Consider the following 19847-nt stretch of genomic DNA (forward strand, 5'->3'; position numbering starts at 1 on the left):
CTACAAAACGAATCGAATGGACGCAGCGGCCATGCGTCCGCTACTGCGGTGGCCACGAACGTTGCCGGGTTCATCGCGTGATCCAGGCGGCTCCTGGCGAGGCGCCGGCCGCAGCTCATACCGGGGTATTCGCAAGGTCGGCAACGCCGCGAGGGGCCGCCTGGGCGCGCGAGGGGCCCGGTCGACGTTTGCGGCCGCCGCACTAGCCAGCCTCTTCCCCCGGCAGCACTGCTGACCTCGTCAGTGCGTCGACACACGCTTCCGCGGGTCCACGCAGCAAGCCGTGCGCCTCGAGGAACACGTCATGAGCGAGACGGCCGGACCAGTTCTCGGGCAGCAGCTCGGGAGGCAGGTCGGGATCACGGAAGGGGAACTGCCGGTAGTCGTGGATGAGTCGCATCCGCTCCACCAGCGCGTCGGCCCCCTGGAACTCCCCGGCACGGTAGGCGGCGAGCCTGGGCCGGTAGGTGGCCAGCAGTCCGACGTAGGAGCGGTCGAGCTCGGCGAGATCCCAGGCGCGTGCAGCGATGTCGCGATCCTCCAGCGGCCCGGCCGAACGTGACCGGAACACGTCGAGCCGCACGGCGGGCTCGTCGGCGAACGCGGCCTTGACCTGGTCGCCGCGGTCATGGGGACTGAGCCAGACCGACGCCGACAGCGGACCGAACCCGAACCAGGCGAGCTTCTTGCGCAACTGCTCCCGCAGGCCGCGCTCGGACTCCGGCACGGAGTAGAGGACCATGTGCCACTGCCCGTCCCAGGGCCCCTGGGCACGGTGGAAGATGCGTTCCCGGCCCTCGTCGAGCAGGTTCCAGGCCGTGTCGGTCAGGGCGTAGACGGTCTCGCGGCCGTCGCGACGACTGGACAGCCAGCCCTCCTTGCGCAGTCGACCAACGATGACGCGCACCGTCGCCTCGGGGACGTCGAAGCAGCCCATGAGCGACACCAGGCTGCGCAGCCGCGCCTCACCTCCGCGGTACCGCAGGTAGTCACCGAACAGGTCGAAGACCAATGACCGCGCCTTCACCGGCGCCACCTCCTTCACGGGGCCGCAACGGAGCCCGGGCGCCCAGTGTCTCACCGCCGACCGATCCACCTCCGCACTCGACCCCGACCCAGGCGTGTCGCTTCAACGGCGGTCGGCGCGCCATTGACACGGACAGCCTCCTCGCCCATCCTCTCCGGGAGCCCACTATCGCGACGACCGTCTGATCTTCGTTGCACTTCAACGCTCATGGGCGCGAACGCTGCTGTTCACTTCTCCATCGAGAGGACCACTGGAGACCATGACCCAGACCACCGTCCCCCAGATCGGGCACCTGATCGCCGGCGAGATGTCTCCCGCTGCCGACGTCCGCGACGTCTTCGACCCGGGCCGCCTCGACGAGGTCGTCGCCCGCGTCGCCGTCGGCACCGCCGACGATGTGGACCGTGCGGTCCGCGCTGCGCACGCGGCGTTCCCCGCCTGGCGCGACACCGCGCCCGGTGAGCGGGTCCGGCTGCTGATGGCCGCAGCCGACGTCATCGCCGCCAGCGGCGAGGAACTCGCCCCGCAGCTCGTCCGCGAGCACGGCGGCGTGCTCTGGGAGGCCCAGACCGACTTCGGGCTCGGCACAGGCGTGCTCCAGCACACCGCGAGCCTGGCGGAGGAGTTCCTCCGCCCGCTGCAGTTCGACGACGAGCAGAGCTTCATCAGCGTCGAGAAGGTGCCGCGCGGGGTCGCCGCGGCCATCGTGCCCTGGAACATGCCCGTCGTCCTGACCGTGATGAAGCTGGCGCCTGCTCTGGCCACCGGCAACACGCTCGTCCTCAAGCCGTCACCGTTCGCTCCCGCAGCGCTCACCCTGCTCCTGCAGCGGGTCGCCGCGGTCCTGCCCACCGGCGTCCTCAACGTCGTGCACGGCGAGGGCGACGTCGGTGCGGCGCTGACCAGCCACCCCCTCGTCCGCAAGGTCGGCTTCACCGGCGGGATCTCAACCGCGCAGAAGGTCGTGCAGTCGTCGGTCTCGACGATCAAGAACCTGACCCTCGAGCTCGGCGGCAACGATCCCGCCGTCGTCCTCGACGACGCCGACCTCGACGCGACCCTCGACCGGATGGTCAAGGGCGTCTACACGCGCACCGGGCAGATCTGCTTCGCGGTGAAGCGCATCTACGTCCCCCGGTCCCGCTATGACCGGTTCGCCGACGCCTTCTGCGAGCGCGTCGACCAGTACGCGGTCGGCCACGGCCTCGATCCGGAGTCGAGCTTCGGACCGCTCAACAACGAGGCCCAGTACAAGAAGGTGCTCGACCTGCTCGACCGCACCCGCAACTCCTCGGCGAAGCTCGTCCAGCTCGGCCGCAAGGTCGACCCCGCCGGCTGGGACAACGGCTACTACGTCCTGCCCCACGTCGCCCGCGACGTCGAGCACACCGCACCGGTGTCGTGCGAGGAGCAGTTCGGCCCCGTCGTTCCGCTCATCGCCTACGACGACGAGCAGCAGGTCCTGGGCTGGGCCAACGACAGCGACTACGGGCTCGGCTCCTCCGTGTGGACCTCCGACCCGGAGCGCGGTCTGGCCTTCGCCCGCCGGATCGAGGCAGGGAGCACGTTCATCAACACGCACTCGTTCGAGTCCCTCGACCCGCGGATGCCCTTCGGCGGCATCAAGCAGAGCGGCATCGGGCGCGAGTTCGGCGACGCCGGCCTCTCGGAGTACGTCGAGGAGCACGCGATCCGGCGCCTCAAGTAGGTCCACAGCACAACGCCCGCTCGCCGACACGACCGGCGGGGGCGCGCTTCCGGCGTGTGCCTGTCAGGCGCACGCACGTCGAGAACGTCGGGGTCAGTCCAGCCGGGCACACGGCTGCAGATCGGAGAGCGGGAATGTCGGAGATCAACGGAGATCAGACAGCGACGGCGGACGGGCTCGAGGGGATCCGCGCGAACCAGGCGGAGCGTGCATCGAGTCTGCCGTCGTCGTTCGACTACGTCGTCTGCGGAACGGGAGCCGCGGGCAGTGTGGTCGCGAACCGGCTCGCGTCGGACAGCTCCGTCACGGTGCTCGTGGTCGAGGCCGGCGGGTGGGACACCGCCCCACAGGTCCTCGACCCGGGCCAGTGGTTCACCAACCTCGGCACGGACCGCGACTGGGGCGACATCGCGGTCCCGGGACCGGGCGTGAACGGGCGCGCAATCCCCGAGCACATGGGCCGGGTCGTGGGCGGGGGCACCAGCATCAACGCCACCGTGTGGGCCCGGCCGTTCAGGGCCGACCTGGAGCACTGGGTCGACGTGACCGGAGACTCCAGCTGGGGCTACGAGCACGGCCTGGAGCTGTTCCGGCGGCTCGAGGACTGGCAGGGCGACCCGGACCCGCACTACCGCGGCACCGGCGGTCCGGTCTGGTGCCAGCCCGCCCAGGACCTCTCGCCCCTCGCCCCGGCCCTCCTCGCTGCCGCCGCTGAACTCGGCCATCCCGTCCTGGCCGACCAGAACGGCGCCCGCGAGGAGAGTGCCGGCGGCTTCGCGCTGATGAACCAGATCATCCGCGACGGCAAGCGCCACAACATGGCCAAGGCGTTCCTCTACCCGGTCCTCGCGCAGCCGAACATCACGCTGCTCACCGACGCCCACGTCAACCGCGTCGTGCTGCAGGGCGACCGCGCGACCGGCGTCGAGATCTCGGTCGGCGGCCGCACCATCACGATCGGCGCGACCAGCGAGGTCATCCTGTGCGCGGGCGGCATCAACACCGCGAAGATCCTCATGCTCAGCGGCATCGGCAACGCAGCCGACCTGCGCACGCACGGGATCCCGGTCGTCGTGGACGCGCCGGAGGTCGGCCGGAACTTCCAGGACCACATCCTGCACGGCGGCTGCCTCTGGGAGCCCGAGGAGCCCCAGGTGCCGCGCAACAACGCCGCCAACGCCGCAGGCTTCTGGAAGTCCGATCCCGGCCTGGCGTCGCCCGACCTCAACATCGTGCAGATCGAGATCCCCTACGCCGGCGAGGTCCTCGCCGAGCAGTACAACCCGCCATCGAGCAGCTGGGCGCTCTGCGCCGGACTCGTCGCGCCCAAGAGCCGCGGCAACCTGAAACTCCGCTCGGCCGACCCGCACGACCGGCCGATCCTCGACGCCGCCTTCCTGTCCCACCCCGATGACGTGACCGCGCTGGCCGCTGGCATCGAGCTCTGCCGCGAACTCGGCAACTCCGCCGCCATGCGGCCCTACGCCAATCGCGAGGTCATGCCCGGCCGCGCGCTCGCGCCGTCCGAGCTCACCGACTTCGTCCGAAACGGCGCCACCACCTACTTCCATGAAGTCGGGACCTGCCGCATGGGCAACGACCCCGACGCCGTCGTCGACCCGCACCTGCGCGTCAACGGCATTCGCAACCTCCGCGTCGCCGACGCCTCGATCATGCCGCGCATCCCCGCCGTCGCGACGATGGCGACGTGCGTGCTCATCGGCGCCCGGATGGCCGAGATCCTTGGATTCGAGGTCTAACGGCCGCGTCGTGCCTCGCCCTCCGCTCGGCCGATAGGAGCAGCGACTCCCCGCCTGGGAGGTTCAGTGGTACTGACTCTCGAATTCGTCGATGTGGCCTGTCACGCTGAGGCGCATCGAGGTGACCCAGCGCTTCATCGACGCAGTTCCTCCAGGAATCCTGCGGGGTCCGGCGCAAGGATTTCGCCCATATGTGGCGCACAGCGAGGCTCTTCCACGGCCCGCGCGGCCGCGAGCGCGTCGGGCCGTGGCGTCGAGTTTCCAAAACGGGCCCGCGCGGCGTGGGGCATCGCCGACACTGACGGGCGTGAACATCCGCGAGACGATCGAGGTTCTCAGCGGCGTCGCCGACGTACTACCGGACGGACTCGACACCGAGGTCGAGCACACGATCGACGTGCTCGACGGACAGCAGCGCTCTGCCACGGCCGTGATCGCGGTTCACCCGCACCGCGGCACCCGTGCACGTGCGCAATCCGCAAGGCCTTGCCGGCGAGCTCGCGCAGCTGCTCGACCCCGATATGTAGCAGCAGCGGTCCCGCCGCGCGGTGCCGGTTGTGTCGGTGGCCGTGGCTACCGTGCCCAACGAGCAGGAGGTTCCGCATGGCCGAGCAGAGCTGGCAACTGGTTCACGACGCCGTGATGCCGTTCGGACCGTCCGGCAGGACAACGGTGGTGCACGTGCGTGCGTTCGAACACCCCATAGAGCCGCCCGTGGTGATCATCGGCCAGTTCGGTGACCACGAGGGCTTGTCGCTGACCAACGGCATGGAGCTGGCAGCTGCCAGCGTGCAGACCGCGCTCTACCCCGAAGGCCGGCCGATCCGATTCGTTCAGCACACCCCGTACGAGAAACTGCACCACTCTCCCGTACCCGGGTTCGAAGAGGTCACGTTCGCCCGGCGCCAGCGGATCGGAGCGGTGCGGCGTTGGTTCGGCCGCCGTCGGCATGATCGGGACAGCCAGGTTGCGATCGCGGCGACGGTAGTCACCATCGACGGGTCGACCCGACATGTCCATCCGACCGTCGGGTTCGACGACGTGACGTGGCGGTTCATGGGTCCGGGTTGGCACCAGACTGAGCTGCGATGGTCTGCAGAGGATGCTGACGCGGTGCAGAGCGAGCTCGGGACTCCCAGGCTCGTGCGCCCGTCCCAGGTGTACCTGCCGGACCTGCTCGGTGACCTGGCCGTGCAGGTGTGGCCGACCGACCTGTACGTCTCCGCCCTCATCGGCGGTCTGGCCGCCGCGCAACTCGCTGAGCAGCGGACCAGCGCCGTGCGGCAACGTGCCGACGCCGAGATGGGCTTCATCGGCGCCCTCACCGACCACGACTCCAGCGCTATCGTCGACGTCCACAGCGTGTCCAGGAACGAACCCGAGCACGACGAGCGATAACGCTGCAGCACAGGACAGGTGGTGGGCGGGGCGACAAGCGGCAAGTGATCGCGAGGCACGCTCGAATTCGGCTCCGATGGGACCAACCCTCGAAATTGTCGGATCGTCCTGTCACCCTGAGGCACATGGAGGTGACCGAGCGTTTGATCGACGCAGTTCCCGTCCGGAACCTGCGGGTTCAGCGCGCGGGCTTCGCGCATGTGTGGCGCACGGCTGAACATCTGAATGCTGAGTACGGCCGGCAGGGCCTCGATGACTGGTACCCGGCCGGTGTTGCGGTGACCTGCGCTGGCTCGCCGGCGTGGTGGTGACCGACCAGATGGGGCGCCGCGCGCCGGCGGCAGCGCCGGTGACGCGACGGCGCGATCGCGCGTTCGAGGAGTTGATCGCCGCGGAGCTGCTCGCGGCGGAGGCGCTGCCGCGGCGGGACCCGGAGACGGCGCGGCTGCGGCCGGGCTGGGTCGCGGCGATCACCACGACGTTGCGGTGGGCGTTCCGTCACGAGGGCGCGCCGCCGTTCCCGCTCGACGTGCCCTGCGCGGCCGGCGTGAGTTCGCCGTCAGGGGTTCAGGTCACGTCCTGAGCCGTCACGGGGGCGTCCGCGGCGTCGACGTCGTCCGGTGTCTGCTGTGCCCAGTGCGCTGTGGTGGTCGTCTTCCTCCACGTCGAGGAGCTCGCGGGCGGTGATCTCGTCGAGGGCACGCTGTGCGCGGTCGAGTGAGTGGTCGACGTCCTCGGCGGTGGGGACGCGGACGTCGTCCTCGGCGACAGGCTGTGGTTCGGCGGCCGCGACCTCGCGCACATCGGTGGGGGCGGGGGTGAGCGGCCGTGTGTCGGTGGTTGTTGCTGCCGTGTGGTCGTCGGGCAGTTCGTCGCCGGTGTGCAGGTCGGTGTCGGTGATGGGTCGGTGGTCGTCGTCGTCGCGGCGTGCTGCGCGTTCGGCGTCGAGCCATTCCTGCGCGGTGACGGTCGGCTCTGGTTCCTGGTCGTCGGCGTGGCGTTGGGCGAGCAGGGAGCGGGCGGCGTCGGCGTCGGCGCGGGTCACGGCGGTGTGGGCAAGGGCTTTGGCGCGGGCGTCGTCGATCGCACCACCGCACCGCCAGTGCCTCGCCGATGCGGACGCCCGTGCCCAGCATGAAGGTCACGAGGTCTGGGAGGTCGCGCCGGCGCGCGCTCGCCTGCGCCCGCGCCTCGTCCTTGTCGTCCGATTTGCCCTGCATCCACTCCAGGAACCGCCGGCGCTCCTCTGCGGTGAGCGCGCGGGGCTTGCGCGAGGCGCTCTCGATGGGGTCCAGGTGCCGGACGGGGTTGTCGCGGATCGCCTCGTGCTGCACAGCGAGCCGCAGGATCAACGACACGACCGTTCGGATGGTCTTGCGGGACTCGGGGCTCTGCGTCCCGATGAGACCCCGAAAGAACCCATCCAGCATCGGGACGGTGCACTCCCGGAGCCGCCATTGGCCCCTAGCCGGCAGAATGACCGAGCGAAGGCGCTGCCGGTAGGTGTCCGCCGTCGTCACGGCTCGGGTGCCTTCGGCCACTTGGGCGTCGAGCTTGGTCAACCACATGTCCGCCGCGCGCTCGAACTTGTACTGGGGCCGGAGCGGCGACATCGGCGAACCGATGCGTTCCTGTATGGCGTCCTGAAGGGCAGTATTCGCGGCGTTCTTCGTAGAGCCGGCGTACTCCAGGTCGCGGGTCACACCGTCGAAGTCACGGAACCTGCAGCGGGCCAGCCAGCTGGAGCCGCCCGGTCGCTTCTTCACTGTGATGCTGCCGTGTGTACCCATGCCCAGTGGTGGTCGCGCCATCGATCTCGCCCCCTCCGCCACGAGTTTCCGTGGGGTTTCCGTGGGTTCTGATCTTGGTAGCGCACCTCAGGCGACTGACAAACTCCCTGACCAGGCATTTTGGGGCGGGTGGGGTTCGAACCCACGACCTGACGGATCATGAGGGAAGCCCGCAAGCGTCGTGAACGTCAGTAGTTGCCGCTGGTTCGCGTCACGAGACGTGTCACGGCGACCGTCGGCGCGGCACGACGACCACGGCCAGTCGCCCTCGTGCTCCACCTTCGACGTGCCCGGAAAGCTACTCGTCAGGATCCGACTCGGCGAGCCAACACCGGCAGCCGTCACCCGGGTCGGGCCCATGTCGGCACTGCGCGCATCCGTTCGGAAAGCGGATGGCGGCTCGTCGGCTCGGGGATAGCTGACGGGCGGCGCAGCCTCGACAGTTGAGTCCTGCGGCAGAGGGGAACACAGCCGGCTGCCCCGAGATTCAGGTCCCTGTTGCGCCATCGAAGGGAGTTCAATGACCGACCACATCGGTGCGCTGCGGGCCCTGCTCCACGGGCCGGCCCTCGTGCGCGCCCCCGGAGCATTCGACGGCATCAGCGCGCACCTCGTGCGGCAGGCGGGATTCCCTGCCGTCTACTTCACCGGGGCCGGCGTCGCGACATCCGGATTCGGACTGCCCGACATCGGCCTCGTCACAGCGACGGAAATGGTAGAACGCCTGGCCGTGGTCGTCGAGGCCAGCGACCTTCCAGTCATCGCCGACGCCGACACCGGCTACGGGAACGCGATGCACGCCGCCCGGACCGTACGCGCGTATGAGCGAGCCGGCGCCGCGGCGATCCAACTCGAGGACCAAGCCTTCCCCAAGAGGTGCGGGCACCTCACGGGCAAGGAGTTGATCGACGCAGATCAGTTCATCTCCGTGTTGCGGGCCGCGCAGGACGCCCGACGCTCAGATCTGGTCCTCATTGCACGCACCGACGCCCGCGGGCCCGAAGACATCGACACGGCGATCGAGCGCGCACAACGGTACGCCGCTGCAGGCGCTGACCTGGTCTTCGTGGAAGCCCCGGAAACGATCGCCGAGATCGAGCGCGTCGCGGCCGAGATCGACGCGCCGCTCGTGTTCAACGTCGTGCCCGGGGGCCGCACGCCGTCGATCGAGGACAAGGAGCTGGACCGACTCGGCTTCCGACTGGCGATCTACCCCGCGGCCACCCTGCTGCCGTCCACCGCCGCAATGGCCGATGCGTTGACCCGTCTCGGTGGCCGAACTGTTGCCGAACCCTCCGGCCCTCGCGACCTGTTCGAACTGGTCGGGCTGGGGGCCTGGACCGAGCTCGCCGACCGCTACCGATGATCACGAAAGGAGACCCGTCATGGGCATGACCATGATCGAGAAGATCCTTGCTCGTGCCTCGGGCCAGGACCGTGTCGGAGTCGGTGACACCATCGTTTGCGAAGTCGACATGAACGTGCTGATCGACCTGATGTTCCAGTACTGGCACGAACCACTGGCTCTCGCCGATCCCGAGCGCACCGCGATCATCATGGATCATGCGGTTCCGGCACCCACCCTCGGCGACGCGCAGAGCGGCATCCTCGCGCGGAAGTTCGCAGCGAAGTTCGGGATCGACAGGTTCTACGACGTGGGCCGACATGGCATCTGCCATCAGGTGATCGCAGAGAACGCCCTCGCACTGCCGGGCCAAGTGCTGACTTGCACCGATTCGCACACTTGCGCGGGCGGGGCGTACAACTGCGCTGCTCGCGGGCTCGGGCCGGCGGAGATCATCGCGATCCTGTGCACCGGCCGGACCTGGTTCACCGTCGGCCCAACGATCCGCTACGAGCTCGTCGGCGAGCTGCCTGCAGGCGTCGGCGGCAAGGACGTCTTCCTCCACATCGCTGGCACGTGGGGCGATGCCACCAATTGCAACCTCGAGTTCGGCGGTCCCGGCGTCGCCTCAGTCCCGATGAACGACCGCCGCACCATTGCCACCCAGGCCGCGGAGATCTCGGCCGACTTCGCCACCTTCGGTGCTGACCAGGTCTGCATCGATTTCCTCGCAGCCCACGGCGCCGGCGGCTACATCGCGGCCGCTCCCGACGACGACGCGTCCTACGTCGACGTACGCACGGTCGACCTCAGCACCCTCGAGCCCCACGTCGCGCGGCCCGGCCGGGTCAGCGGCAACGCGGTGCCGATCTCGCAGATCGAGAGTCGCCCCGTGGACCAGTGTTTCATCGGCTCCTGCGCCAATGGGCAACTAGAGGACCTCAGGATCGCCGCCGAGATCCTCGACGGCCGACAGGTCGCCGTCGGCACCCGGCTCATCGTCACCCCGGCGTCGCAGACCGTCTACCGCGACGCGGTCCGCCTCGGGTACGTGCAGAAGATGGCCGACGCCGGTGCCGTCGTCACGAACTCGACCTGCGGCGCCTGCTTCGGCTACCACCTCGGCGTGATCGGCGACGGAGAGGTGTGCCTCACCGCGAGCACACGCAACTTCCGCGGACGCATGGGCAGCCCGAGCGCCGAGATCTACATGGCCGCGACCGCCACCGTCGCTGCATCGGCGATCACCGGACGCATCACCGACCCTCGAGTGGAGACGTCGTGACAGTGCCCACGACTCCCCCGGCAGACCCGCACCACATCATTGGGCGAGCCTGGATCTTCGGCGACAGCATCAACACCGACGCCATGTATCCGGGTTTCGCGATGAAGCTCGACATCGCCGAGGCCGCCCGCCACGTCTTCTACGACCTGCGGCCCGGCTGGACCGAGCAGGTACAGCCCGGTGACATCGTCATCGCCGGCCGCAACTTCGGCATCGGATCAAGCAGACCGGTCGCCGCCCTCTTCAGACACCTCGGGATCACGGCGCTCGTCGCTGAGGAGTTCAACTCGCTGTTCCTACGCAACGCCATCAACAACGGACTACCCGCCATCACCGCCCACGGCGTCACCGATCTTGTCGCCGAAGGCGACGTGGTGACCGTCCATCTCTCGCAGGGCCGGCTCAGCTGCGGAACTGCGCAGATCCGGTTCTCCCCACTGCCCCCGATGGTTCTCGACATCCTCGATGCCGGTGGACTCATCCCACGCCTCATCGCAGACGGTCATCTCCCCGAGCACGACGCTGAAGTGGCGAAAGCATGATCGAGATTGCGCGCCTTCGCCATGATCCAGCGGTCCTCCGTCAGGCCTTCGGATGCTTCCCGTCGGGCGTCACCGCGATCTGTGCATCGATCGACGGCACCCCGGTGGGCCTCGCGGCCAGCTCCTTCACCTCCGTGTCGGTGGATCCGCCGCTTGTCTCGGTCTGTATCCAGGGCAGCTCGAGAACCTGGCCGATGCTCCGTGACCGGCCGCGCCTCGGCCTCAGCGTGCTGGCCGAGGGCCACGACTCCGCCTGCCGAAGTCTGTCGTCCAGGCACGGTGACCGGTTCGCCGGAGTCGACTGGGACGCCACCCCCGACGACGCCGTGTACGTCCGCGGTTCCACCCTTTGGATGGACTGCTCGGTGGATGGCGAGATCCCGGCAGGCGACCACTTGATCGTCCTGTTCCGCATCCACGGTCTGCGGGCACAACCGGAGACTGCGCCGCTGGTGTTTCACGGCAGCAGGTTCCGCACACTCGCCGCGTCTGAGCCAGCCACCAGCAGCTAAGCGCATCAGGCCGAGGAGCACGCACGTCCGCGACGATCGCCCGCCGCCTCACCGAAGAGGAGTTCCGAATGCCCACCCACATCGCGGCACTGCGAGTCGCGACTCCCGCGGACAACGTGCACGCCGCCGTCGAAGCGCTGGCAGACGGTCGAATGGTCGTCGTGATCGACGACGACGACCGCGAGAACGAGGGCGACCTGGTTCTCGCCGCCGAGTCCGTCACGGCCACGCAGATGGCGTTCGTGGTGGCGCACACCACCGGCATCGTGTGTACCCCGATGTCCGGCGAGCGTGCCGACCTGCTCGGTCTGCCGCCGATGGTCGCCGACAACCGTGACGCCCACGGCACAGCCTTCACGGTCTCGGTCGACCACGTCGACACCGGCACAGGGGTTGCGGCCTCCGCCCGCGCCCGCACCTGCCGGGCACTCGCCGACCCGGATACCACCCCTGCGCAGCTTCGCCGTCCCGGCCACGTCTTCCCGCTACGCGCGCGCCAGGGAGGAGTGCTCGTACGAGCCGGCCACACCGAAGCCACCACTGATCTACTCCGGCTGGCCGGCCGGAGGGGGGTCGGCGTGATCAGCGAGCTGGTCAGTGCCGACGGCGAGATGATGCGTGGGCAGGCATTGACCGACTTCGCCGCCGCCCATCACCTGCCGGTCCTGGCGATCGCCGACCTCGTCCGCTATCGCCGAGCCACCGAGCAGCTCGTCGAGCCGGTTGCCAACGCCGCGATGCCAACCACGTTCGGCGACTTCCGGGCTGTCGCCTATCGCTCTCGGCTCGACGGCATCGAACACCTCGCCCTCGTCATGGGAGACATAGCAGCCGCCGGCCGCTCCGAGCGAGGTGTCTTGGTCCGAGTGCACAGCGAGTGCCTCACCGGCGACATCATCGGGTCCCTGCGGTGCGACTGCGGTGCACAGTTCGAGCAGGCCATGCGCGCTATCGCGGAGGAAGGCTGCGGCGTGGTGGTCTACCTGCGCGGCCACGAAGGCCGCGGCATCGGGCTGGGCCACAAGATCCGGGCCTACGCCCTTCAGGAACAGGGGCTCGACACCGTCGACGCCAACACCGCGCAAGGCATGCCCGTCGACTCACGCAGCTACGGCGTCGGGGCGCAGATCCTCGGCCAACTCGGCGTCAAACGACTGCGATTGATCACGAACAACCCAGCGAAGTACGGCGGACTCGACGGCTATGCGCTGGAGATCGTCGACCGCGTGGCTCTGCCGACTGTCACCACGCCAGAGAACCTGCGCTATCTGCGCACCAAGCGCGATCGCATGGGCCACCGCCTCGACCCACTCGAACGGCGAATCACCCGGTGACGTCAGAAATGTCGACCAGGGGCCAAAGACGCGCACACCGGCAACCCGGCAACAGTCAGTGATTTGAACACCGTTTCGCGGAGCCCATCGAAACCCTTCGCCTTTCGAGCATTCATCCGTTCAAGAGCTACTGCGACGCAACGTCTCCGAGGGGTGCACTCCGAATCGTTGACGATACTGTTGTGAAAAGCGTCCGAGATGGTAGAAGCCCCATTTGACGGCGATCTCGCTGACGCGCTGGTCGGATCCGTTGAGCAGTTCGTCGCGTGCGCGTCGCAGCCGGATCTCCCGGAGGTATTGCATCGGGGTCACGCCGAGTTCGCGGCGGAACCCGCTCTGCAAGGCCCGAGCTCCGACGGACACCTCTCGGGCAAGGTCTTCGACCGTCCACGGCTCGTCCGCTCGCTGCTCCACCAACTCCGCGGCACGGCGGACATAGCTGCGCCCGACCTGCGCCGGTTCTACCCGCAGGGCATCGCTGTGGTTGTTCGGGATCGCCAGCAAGGTCTGCGTCAACACATAGGATTCGAGCTGCGCGATGATCGGACGGGGCACGCTGCCCGTGTCCGCCGCGAGCGAGAACTGCTGCTTCAGATGGTGGACGGCTGAGAGCAGGCCGCGCCCGGCTGGATCGGCGAGGTCGAAGGTGAGGTCGAGCCGCACCGGAGGCATCGGTGCCCCGAGCAGCGCAGCCAACTGCTCGTCGACCGCCCGGCAGGGCAGCTTCAAGGCGAGCTGCACCGCATCAGGGCTCCATCGCACCCGGTAGGGCTCGTTGGCATTGAACGCAGCGCCTGTTCGACGAGCTGTGGTCTGAGCCTCCGCTGCGCCCTGTTGGACTCGGGTCGTCCCCTTCAGGGTGAGGTTGACGTGGTAGGAGGTTTCCATCGCCGGGCACAGCAGCTCCATGTCGGCCCCGTAGGTCGCATGCCCGAAGGTCAGCCGTGGGGTGCGGAAATGGGCCAAGCGGAAGCCCAACGCGCCGCCGTCGTGGGGCAGTAGACCGTGCGGGATGAAGACCGAGGCGATGTGCGCTCGTGCACCCTCGACATCCGAGGCCTGCAGGACCGGGATAGCGAGGTGTCGTTCCGCTCGAGACATAGAGCGGCCTCCTTGCCACTTCATGGCGCGATCCGTCGACCAGGCTCACGGCCTGCCGAGCCCTGCCATGGTGGATCGGCAGGGCGGCTGTGTCCACAACACTGGCGAAAGACGGTCGCAATCTGGATAACGCACGTTCCGAGGTGCTCAGGCTCGGGTCACAGGGAGCCCCATGCCTTGACGAGCACGCCAGGCACGGCGTGACCGAGTACGGCGCGAGGAGGCCGGCCACCACGGCGAGCCGGTCCGGTGCCGTCTCGTGGCGAGCCAACTCCGGTAGCCGCTACCCCAGGTCGAGGCCTCAGGGCCTGTCCTAGTCGCCATTGCGCGCGTCCGTTCGGAAAGCGGATGACGGCTGTTCGGCTCGGGGATAGCTGACGGGCGGCGCGGCCTCGAAAGTGGTGTCCCTGCGGCCGCGGCGAACACAGCTGGCTGCGACACGGTTCATTTTCGTTCCGCTTCCAACGAAAGGGAGTCCAGCGTGTCCCGATTGCCGGGAAAGACAGCTCTCATCACCGGTGCCACCGGTGGCCAGGGCCGCATCGCCTGCGCGCGGTTCGCCGAAGAGGGCGCAACGGTGATAGCCACCGATCTCGACGCGCAAACCGGAGCCGACTTCGCGCAAGAGTTGCGCGACAAGGGGCTCTCGGTCAGCTTCATCCCTGCGAACGTCACCGATCCGAACGATATCGATCGTCTTTCCGCAGCAGCCCAGGATGCCGGCGGACTCGATATCCTCTACGCGAACCACGGCATCATCCTCGGGAAATCGCTCCTCGAGACATCGGTCGAGGAATGGGACCGAGTGCAGGACGTCAACCTCAAGAGCGTCTTCCTGCTCACCAAGGCGCTCGCTCCCCACATGACCGGGCGCAACGCCTCCATCGTCAACGTCTCCTCGATCGGCGGGGTGACGGTCTTCCCCGACCTGTCGGCCTACGGTGCGGCCAAGGCGGCGCTGGCCATGTTCTCCAAGTGCGCCGCGGTCGACCTCGCGCAGTTCGGGATCCGGGTCAACGCGATCTGCCCGGGTGTCATCGACACCGCGATGCCGCGGAACTTCGTCTCGATGCTGCCCGGCAACCCGGATGCCGACGAGATCATGGGCGGTTTCGCCGCGGGACACGTGCTCGGGCGCCTCGGCAGACCCGAGGAGGTCGTCTCGCTGGCGTTGTACCTGGCCAGTGACGAGTCCAGCTTCATGACCGGCTCCGTCGTCAACGTCGACGGAGGCTGGTCCCTCCAATGAGTACCGAAGTCAGAAAGGACACCCAGATGGCGACGATCCCGTTGACTGCGCCCGGCATCACCACCCACCACGGCATCAACGCCGACCTCGTGTCGAAGCTGATCACCGAGGCGACCGGCGCGGCACGTGCCCACGGAACACCGATGGCGATCGCCGTGACCGACAGCTCCGGAGTGCTGCAGGGCTTCCTGCGCATGGACGGAGCGCCCCTGCTCGCTGTGCAGTTGGCCCAGGACAAGGCCTACACCGCTGCTGCCTTCGGCATTCCGACCGACCAGTGGCACGAGTTCATCAAGGGGGATCCGCCGCTCGCAGCGGGCATTCCCACCGTCCCCAGGCTCACCGTCTTCGGCGGTGGCTATCCACTCCGGATCGACGGCCAGCTCCTCGGCGGGATCGGCTTGAGCGGTGGCCACTACACCGATGACATGGCGGTCGCGCAGGCCGCCCTCACTGCCTGCGGACTCTGGTCCGACGGCCGATCCGAGCAGGAGGAGCAGTGACCAACCCGACTGCCGGCCAGGTCCATCAGGACGAGATCGACGCCTACCGTGCCGCCCACGTGCCGCTCTACAACAGAGACCAGCGGCTCAAGCTCGGGCTCTTCGGCACCAACGTGAGCAACGGGCTGACGATGACCAGCGCCCCGACCACCTTCCGGCCGACCTGGGACCAGAACCTGGCCATCGCGAAGGAAGCCGATCGGCTCGGTTTCGAGATGATGGTCCCGGTCGCGCGGTGGCGTGGGTTCGGCGGGGCCACGAACTTCAACGGTGACTGCCTCGAGAGCTACACCTGGGCCGCCGGACTCGCTCAGGCCACCGAGCGCATCATGGTCTTCGCAACCACGCACGTCCCGACGATCCACCCGATCGTCGCCGCCAAGATGGCCACCACGATCGACCACATCGCCGGCGGCCGGTTCGGGCTCAACGCCGTGATGGGTTGGTTCACCCCCGAAATGGAGATGTTCGGGGCCGAGCAGCGTCAGCACGACGACCGCTATGCCTTCGGCGACGAGTGGGTGAGCGTCGTTAAGCGCCTCTGGACCGAGCACGAGCCGTTCGACCACAGCGGGAACTACCTCACCATCAAGCAGGCTCAGGCCGAGCCCAAGCCGGTTCAGCGACCCGGTCCGGTGCTCGTCAATGCTGGGAACTCGCCCGCCGGCCTCCACTTCTCGGCCAAGCACGTCGACTTCAACTTCGCCACGGTCGACACCCTGGAGAACGGTGCCGCGTACGCCGCCAAGGTCCGCGAGCTCGCCGCCACCGAGTACCAGCGGCAGATCGGCATCCTCACCTACGCCTTCGTGATCTGCCGTGACACCGAAGTCGAGGCACAAGCCGTCCGGGACCGCATCCTCGAGGCGGGCGACTGGGAGGGCGCGAACAATCTGATGTCCGTCCTCGGCCTGCAGAGCCAGTCCTTCGGCACCCAGCTGCGACAGTTCCAGGAGCGCTTCGTGCTCGGCTACGGCGGCTACCCGATCATCGGGACACCCGAGCAGGTGGCCGACGAGCTCGCCGGTCTGTCGAAGGCGGGTATGGACGGGGTCATCCTGGGCTTCCTGGACTACGAGCACGAACTCGCGCAGTTCGGGGCCCAGGTCATGCCCCTGCTGGTGCAGGCAGGCCTGCGGACCTGATCCATATCCGGTGACCGCAGCGATCTTCACCGTGCCGATCAGCGGGCGGATGTGCTCGTTGATGTAGCCGACGTGGGTGTCCCGGGTGCTGCGCTCCCATGTGCTCAACTACGTGTGCTGGTCGAGCACCTGGTTCACCGTCGTGGCCGGCGCGGGCCGCGTTCTCGTCGGCGCGGTGGTGCCGGTGGTGTACCAGCGCGATGCTGCGAAGTAGCCGAGTGTGACCTCACCAAGGCGGGCACCGACCTTGCCCGATCCCAGGGTCGGCACGACATCGGGCACGTCCGAGTGGCGGACCTGGATCGCGCGCCACGTCGCGCTCAACGACACCACCAGGTGCTCGGTGATCGTTGCGCCGGCCTGTCCGGCGGGTGTGCTCACACCGGCCATCAGCGGGCCTCGACCGGCTCGGCCACGTCGCCGACACGGGTGCGGCACAGCGCGGAGCGGTCGCAGTGGGAGAACGTCGCCGTGGGCAGGCCATCAGCCAACCGCCAGAACGCCGGCGGGACCGGGATCACGTCCTCTCCGCACCCGGGACAGATCAGGGCGTTCGGAGCGACCGGTGGCTCGGTGATCGCCGCGGTCGCGGTGCTGGTGATGGACACGGTGGTCGCCTTCTGCAGGCCAGGGGCCTGTCGGCCCGGCGGTGGGTGGCGGGCGCATCACCCCGCCACCGCACGAGCGGCCAGGCCGGCCGCAGAGGCTCGCTGTCCAGGGCGGACGCAGTCCGTCGCCGCAGGCGATCGCGCAGCGACCCTTGACAGTGAGGGCGGCCGAGTCAAGCTCCGGGCCGACAGGACACCCCGCCGAAGGCGGGTCCACCAGTCGTTTGCCCGGCCCGAGCGGCCCTGAGCGACATCGCAAGCGACTGTGACGCGAGCACCGCGCCCGGCCTGGCTTCACGCCCTGGTTCTGCCAGTGCCGGCGGCAACGACCACGCTCGGCTCGGTCGCGGTGTAGACGACGTCGTCGGTCGACCAGTGCCCGAACCTACCGTGGACGTGATCGAAGCGGCGGTCTTCTCGTTCATGCCCAGGAACTGGCGCAGTGGTTGCGGCAGCGGCGGAGTTCGGCGTGGAAGGAGTCGAACGTGCGCGCGTCGAGCTCGGCGATCTTCACCGTGCCGATCAGTGAGCGGATGTGCTTGTCGATGCACGCGCTGTTGGTCGATCGGATCAGCAGGTGGTGTACCCACATCCTCGCGACCTGCCTGGCACTCGGCCCGCAGGAATCGTCTCAACTAGGCCGCGCCACAGCCCGGTCTTGCCCGCCCGCGCGGTCGGCAGTCGCCCACAAGGGTTCGAGGCCGTGACGCGAAATCCTGATCACCAGCGACAATCACGACAACTCTGGCCACAACTCTGCAGCTCAGGAGTGGGGCGGGTGGGGTTCGAACCCACGACCTGACGGATCTCATATCCGCTGGTCAGAGGGCTGTAGCGATGTTCACCCAGAATGTTCGATGGCAGGTCAGGACGGCAAACCGTGATCAACGGCAACTATCACGATGAACGACGATCTGAGGTAATCGCGGGCATAAGCGTGGGGATTCCCGTGGGCATGATCACCTGACTGCATGGTGTTCACGCCGATCAACCACCTTCTGAACCCGTCGCCATCCACACGCGGTGCCGCGCAGCCCAGGCCGGCGTCCGATTGCCCGGATGGGTCAACGGAATCCACTCCCGGCGGGCCCCATCGATGACGATCGCCCGAGGCCTGCCGTAGCCGGCGTCCGGACGAAGGACGATCTCATCAGCACCCGTGATCGCCGCCAGAACGCTGGCAGCCTCTTGTCAGCGACACCTCTTGCCCGAGCGTCACGATCCGAGAGGCCTCGGACTCAGCCAGTTGCCCCAGCAAGATCTCTGCCTCCTCCGCCACCGAGCGCCTGATCAACTCCGCCACCGATGGCCTGGGCGGCAGGTCAGCTGAAGGCAGGCCCTGCGCTGCGGCGAATGGCTGGTAGATCGCCTGAATACGCTCCCCTTGCGACCCCCGGCCCGTACTTGACGAAGAACGTCGGCAGACAGTCGGTGAAGTACACGCTCGAAGGGACACACCCAGCGGCTTCAGCACGTGGTCGACGACGTGGCGACCCGAACTTCCGTTGCCACCCGCCGCTCCCACGGTCCCCCAGACCTCTGTCCAGCCGACCTCACGCTTCCAACCCTCGATACGCGTTACCGCGTCCGCGCCGTCCCAAAAGACGGTCGGTTCGTCGTCCACCGCAAGAGCCCCGACCGTTGCGGACGCGTCGGGCAAGGACCAACGAATGTGCAGCGCGCTCGGGTAGACACCCAATACCGCCAACTCCGCATTCCCATCAGGCCACCGCGGCGGCCGACGGGTAGATGCACGACCGAACGGGAAACGCCCCACAACCGTCACCCCATCGGCTCACTCAACGAACGAATAACGACGACTCCTCACGGGAGGATCGTCAACGCAGAAACATGAGCCGGTCGGACGACCGTGAAATGCCGACGATCGAGAGTCGCGACTTCACGAAGACCCAACCGTTCCGCAACCGCAACGACCGTCGCATCCGTAGTGCCCAACGGCAGATCCCCATACCTCTCGACCAACTCCGCCGCCCGGGCGTAGTCGACAGGAAGCAGGTCGACCGGCTCGAAATCACCGTTCGCCAAGGACGTCAAAAACATCGCTTCAACCCGAGCGCCAGCCTCACGAGCCAGCAGGTATCCAACCTCCGCCACGACCGTCGCCGGAACCAAAAGCCGTCTACCCGCCAGGTGCAGTCCCGTGAACAATTCGACGCACTCGTGATGGTGATCATCATCCACCAGTGCCGCGGCCACGATCGGCCCCGTGTCACAGACGATCACGCCGGACGGCCGAAACCCTCGTCCAGAATCTCCTCGGACCGCGCCGCCACATCACCACGACCCGCCCGGCCGGCGCCAAAGAACGCCGGCGGCCACGAGCGACGCCCCGCCGACTCCAGATGCCGACGAACATCAGCCAACACAGTCGGCACCTCGTCATCCGGCAACCGCTCGACGAGCTCACGCAGCTCGTCCCGCTCGGCACTCATGACGAACAGCCTAGCCCGCCACAGCGCCCCGCCAACCGCGCGACGCGACCACCGCCCGTCAGCGGCGACGACTGCCTCCTACCCACG

21 protein-coding genes and 1 pseudogene are annotated in these 19847 nt (G+C 68.1%); 13 read left to right on the plus strand and 9 right to left on the minus strand.

The window, feature by feature from the left end; all coding sequences use genetic code 11:
* Positions 1–202 precede the first annotated feature (202 nt).
* Complete coding sequence (locus ACFPFQ_RS02855; protein WP_379614424.1) at positions 203–1027, minus strand: PaaX family transcriptional regulator C-terminal domain-containing protein; 825 nt, start codon at positions 1025–1027, stop codon at positions 203–205.
* Between the two features lie 259 nt (positions 1028–1286).
* Between ACFPFQ_RS02855 and ACFPFQ_RS02860 the strand changes: the two genes are divergently transcribed.
* The 5 genes from ACFPFQ_RS02860 to ACFPFQ_RS02880 all read left to right on the plus strand — a co-directional run bounded on the left by ACFPFQ_RS02860 (position 1287) and on the right by ACFPFQ_RS02880 (position 6476).
* On the plus strand, positions 1287–2735 hold the full coding sequence (locus ACFPFQ_RS02860; RefSeq protein ID WP_379614426.1) for an aldehyde dehydrogenase family protein: 1449 nt from the start codon (positions 1287–1289) through the stop codon (positions 2733–2735).
* Positions 2736–2869: 134 nt separating this feature from the next.
* The gene (locus ACFPFQ_RS02865; RefSeq protein ID WP_379614428.1) at positions 2870–4495 is read left to right on the plus strand and encodes a GMC family oxidoreductase; all 1626 of its coding nucleotides are present in this window, start codon (positions 2870–2872) and stop codon (positions 4493–4495) included.
* Positions 4496–5098: 603 nt separating this feature from the next.
* A complete protein-coding gene (locus ACFPFQ_RS02870; RefSeq protein ID WP_379614430.1) occupies positions 5099–5893 on the plus strand; it encodes a hypothetical protein in 795 nt (264 codons plus the stop codon).
* A gap of 125 nt (positions 5894–6018) precedes the next feature.
* Positions 6019–6204, plus strand: coding sequence for a hypothetical protein (locus ACFPFQ_RS02875; RefSeq protein WP_379614432.1), 186 nt, complete (start codon positions 6019–6021; stop codon positions 6202–6204).
* Positions 6201–6476, plus strand: a complete 276-nt coding sequence (locus ACFPFQ_RS02880) for a hypothetical protein (protein ID WP_379614434.1) — start codon at positions 6201–6203, stop codon at positions 6474–6476. Before ACFPFQ_RS02875 ends, ACFPFQ_RS02880 begins: the two co-directional genes overlap by 4 nt.
* Here the strand turns inward: ACFPFQ_RS02880 and ACFPFQ_RS02885 are convergent.
* Together ACFPFQ_RS02885 and ACFPFQ_RS02890 are read right to left on the minus strand one after the other, a co-directional pair.
* Positions 6453–6938 carry a hypothetical protein gene (locus ACFPFQ_RS02885; protein ID WP_379614650.1) on the minus strand — a complete coding sequence of 162 codons (486 nt, stop codon included), beginning with the start codon at positions 6936–6938 and terminating at the stop codon, positions 6453–6455. The genes ACFPFQ_RS02880 and ACFPFQ_RS02885 overlap by 24 nt on opposite strands.
* Positions 6939–7197: 259 nt before the next feature.
* A pseudogene (locus ACFPFQ_RS02890) lies at positions 7198–7704 on the minus strand (phage integrase central domain-containing protein); the annotation flags it as partial.
* A 499-nt stretch (positions 7705–8203) separates the two neighbouring features.
* Here ACFPFQ_RS02890 and ACFPFQ_RS02895 point away from each other — a divergent pair.
* The 5 genes from ACFPFQ_RS02895 (at position 8204) to ACFPFQ_RS02915 (ending at position 12701) form a co-directional block, all read left to right on the plus strand.
* Complete coding sequence (locus ACFPFQ_RS02895; RefSeq protein ID WP_379614436.1) at positions 8204–9049, plus strand: isocitrate lyase/PEP mutase family protein; 846 nt, start codon at positions 8204–8206, stop codon at positions 9047–9049.
* 31 nt (positions 9050–9080) lie between these two features.
* Entirely contained in the window at positions 9081–10313 is a 1233-nt protein-coding gene (locus ACFPFQ_RS02900) for an aconitase/3-isopropylmalate dehydratase large subunit family protein (RefSeq protein WP_379614638.1), read from the plus strand.
* On the plus strand, positions 10310–10855 hold the full coding sequence (locus ACFPFQ_RS02905; RefSeq protein ID WP_379614438.1) for a 3-isopropylmalate dehydratase: 546 nt from the start codon (positions 10310–10312) through the stop codon (positions 10853–10855). Before ACFPFQ_RS02900 ends, ACFPFQ_RS02905 begins: the two co-directional genes overlap by 4 nt.
* The gene (locus ACFPFQ_RS02910; RefSeq protein WP_379614440.1) at positions 10852–11367 is read left to right on the plus strand and encodes a flavin reductase family protein; all 516 of its coding nucleotides are present in this window, start codon (positions 10852–10854) and stop codon (positions 11365–11367) included. Before ACFPFQ_RS02905 ends, ACFPFQ_RS02910 begins: the two co-directional genes overlap by 4 nt.
* Before the next feature lie 68 nt (positions 11368–11435).
* Positions 11436–12701: a bifunctional 3,4-dihydroxy-2-butanone-4-phosphate synthase/GTP cyclohydrolase II gene (locus ACFPFQ_RS02915; protein ID WP_379614442.1), complete on the plus strand. Its 1266-nt coding sequence runs from the start codon at positions 11436–11438 to the stop codon at positions 12699–12701.
* Between the two features lie 120 nt (positions 12702–12821).
* Here ACFPFQ_RS02915 and ACFPFQ_RS02920 read toward each other — a convergent pair whose 3' ends face one another.
* Positions 12822–13802: an AraC family transcriptional regulator gene (locus ACFPFQ_RS02920; protein ID WP_379614444.1), complete on the minus strand. Its 981-nt coding sequence runs from the start codon at positions 13800–13802 to the stop codon at positions 12822–12824.
* A 481-nt stretch (positions 13803–14283) separates the two neighbouring features.
* Here ACFPFQ_RS02920 and ACFPFQ_RS02925 point away from each other — a divergent pair, with 481 nt between their 5' ends.
* From ACFPFQ_RS02925 to ACFPFQ_RS02935, 3 genes are read left to right on the plus strand one after another with little or no spacing between them, the layout of a single operon-like run.
* Positions 14284–15051: an SDR family NAD(P)-dependent oxidoreductase gene (locus ACFPFQ_RS02925; protein ID WP_379614446.1), complete on the plus strand. Its 768-nt coding sequence runs from the start codon at positions 14284–14286 to the stop codon at positions 15049–15051.
* A gap of 26 nt (positions 15052–15077) precedes the next feature.
* Positions 15078–15554 (plus strand): GlcG/HbpS family heme-binding protein, encoded by a 477-nt coding sequence (locus ACFPFQ_RS02930; protein WP_379614448.1) that lies wholly within the window; start codon positions 15078–15080, stop codon positions 15552–15554.
* Entirely contained in the window at positions 15551–16699 is a 1149-nt protein-coding gene (locus ACFPFQ_RS02935) for an LLM class flavin-dependent oxidoreductase (protein ID WP_379614450.1), read from the plus strand. Before ACFPFQ_RS02930 ends, ACFPFQ_RS02935 begins: the two co-directional genes overlap by 4 nt.
* A gap of 108 nt (positions 16700–16807) precedes the next feature.
* On the opposite strand, the gene ACFPFQ_RS02940 is transcribed toward ACFPFQ_RS02935, so the two are convergent.
* The 5 genes from ACFPFQ_RS02940 to ACFPFQ_RS02960 all read right to left on the minus strand — a co-directional run bounded on the left by ACFPFQ_RS02940 (position 16808) and on the right by ACFPFQ_RS02960 (position 19760).
* Positions 16808–17080 carry a hypothetical protein gene (locus tag ACFPFQ_RS02940; protein ID WP_379614452.1) on the minus strand — a complete coding sequence of 91 codons (273 nt, stop codon included), beginning with the start codon at positions 17078–17080 and terminating at the stop codon, positions 16808–16810.
* Between the two features lie 8 nt (positions 17081–17088).
* Positions 17089–17307 carry a hypothetical protein gene (locus ACFPFQ_RS02945; protein WP_379614454.1) on the minus strand — a complete coding sequence of 73 codons (219 nt, stop codon included), beginning with the start codon at positions 17305–17307 and terminating at the stop codon, positions 17089–17091.
* A gap of 421 nt (positions 17308–17728) precedes the next feature.
* Positions 17729–17899 (minus strand): hypothetical protein, encoded by a 171-nt coding sequence (locus tag ACFPFQ_RS02950; protein WP_379614456.1) that lies wholly within the window; start codon positions 17897–17899, stop codon positions 17729–17731.
* Positions 17900–19131: 1232 nt separating this feature from the next.
* Positions 19132–19551 carry a type II toxin-antitoxin system VapC family toxin gene (locus ACFPFQ_RS02955; protein ID WP_379614458.1) on the minus strand — a complete coding sequence of 140 codons (420 nt, stop codon included), beginning with the start codon at positions 19549–19551 and terminating at the stop codon, positions 19132–19134.
* A complete protein-coding gene (locus ACFPFQ_RS02960; RefSeq protein ID WP_379614460.1) occupies positions 19548–19760 on the minus strand; it encodes a hypothetical protein in 213 nt (70 codons plus the stop codon). The genes ACFPFQ_RS02955 and ACFPFQ_RS02960 overlap by 4 nt, the downstream gene beginning before the upstream one ends.
* Positions 19761–19847: the final 87 nt, after the last annotated feature.

It is taken from the genome of Pseudonocardia sp. GCM10023141 (assembly GCF_042653605.1).

Bases quoted from the DNA above. Each gene is read 5' to 3' on its own strand.
- ACFPFQ_RS02860 (WP_379614426.1), top strand. From the start codon at position 1,287: ATGACCCAGACCACCGTCCCCCAGATCGGGCACCTGATCGCCGGCGAG.
- ACFPFQ_RS02865 (WP_379614428.1), top strand. From the start codon at position 2,870: ATGTCGGAGATCAACGGAGATCAGACAGCGACGGCGGACGGGCTCGAG.
- ACFPFQ_RS02870 (WP_379614430.1), top strand. From the start codon at position 5,099: ATGGCCGAGCAGAGCTGGCAACTGGTTCACGACGCCGTGATGCCGTTC.
- ACFPFQ_RS02875 (WP_379614432.1), top strand. From the start codon at position 6,019: ATGGAGGTGACCGAGCGTTTGATCGACGCAGTTCCCGTCCGGAACCTG.
- ACFPFQ_RS02895 (WP_379614436.1), top strand. From the start codon at position 8,204: ATGACCGACCACATCGGTGCGCTGCGGGCCCTGCTCCACGGGCCGGCC.
- ACFPFQ_RS02900 (WP_379614638.1), top strand. From the start codon at position 9,081: ATGATCGAGAAGATCCTTGCTCGTGCCTCGGGCCAGGACCGTGTCGGA.
- ACFPFQ_RS02910 (WP_379614440.1), top strand. From the start codon at position 10,852: ATGATCGAGATTGCGCGCCTTCGCCATGATCCAGCGGTCCTCCGTCAG.
- ACFPFQ_RS02915 (WP_379614442.1), top strand. From the start codon at position 11,436: ATGCCCACCCACATCGCGGCACTGCGAGTCGCGACTCCCGCGGACAAC.
- ACFPFQ_RS02920 (WP_379614444.1), bottom strand. From the start codon at position 13,802: ATGTCTCGAGCGGAACGACACCTCGCTATCCCGGTCCTGCAGGCCTCG.
- ACFPFQ_RS02930 (WP_379614448.1), top strand. From the start codon at position 15,078: ATGGCGACGATCCCGTTGACTGCGCCCGGCATCACCACCCACCACGGC.
- ACFPFQ_RS02950 (WP_379614456.1), bottom strand. From the start codon at position 17,899: ATGTGGGTACACCACCTGCTGATCCGATCGACCAACAGCGCGTGCATC.
- ACFPFQ_RS02960 (WP_379614460.1), bottom strand. From the start codon at position 19,760: ATGAGTGCCGAGCGGGACGAGCTGCGTGAGCTCGTCGAGCGGTTGCCG.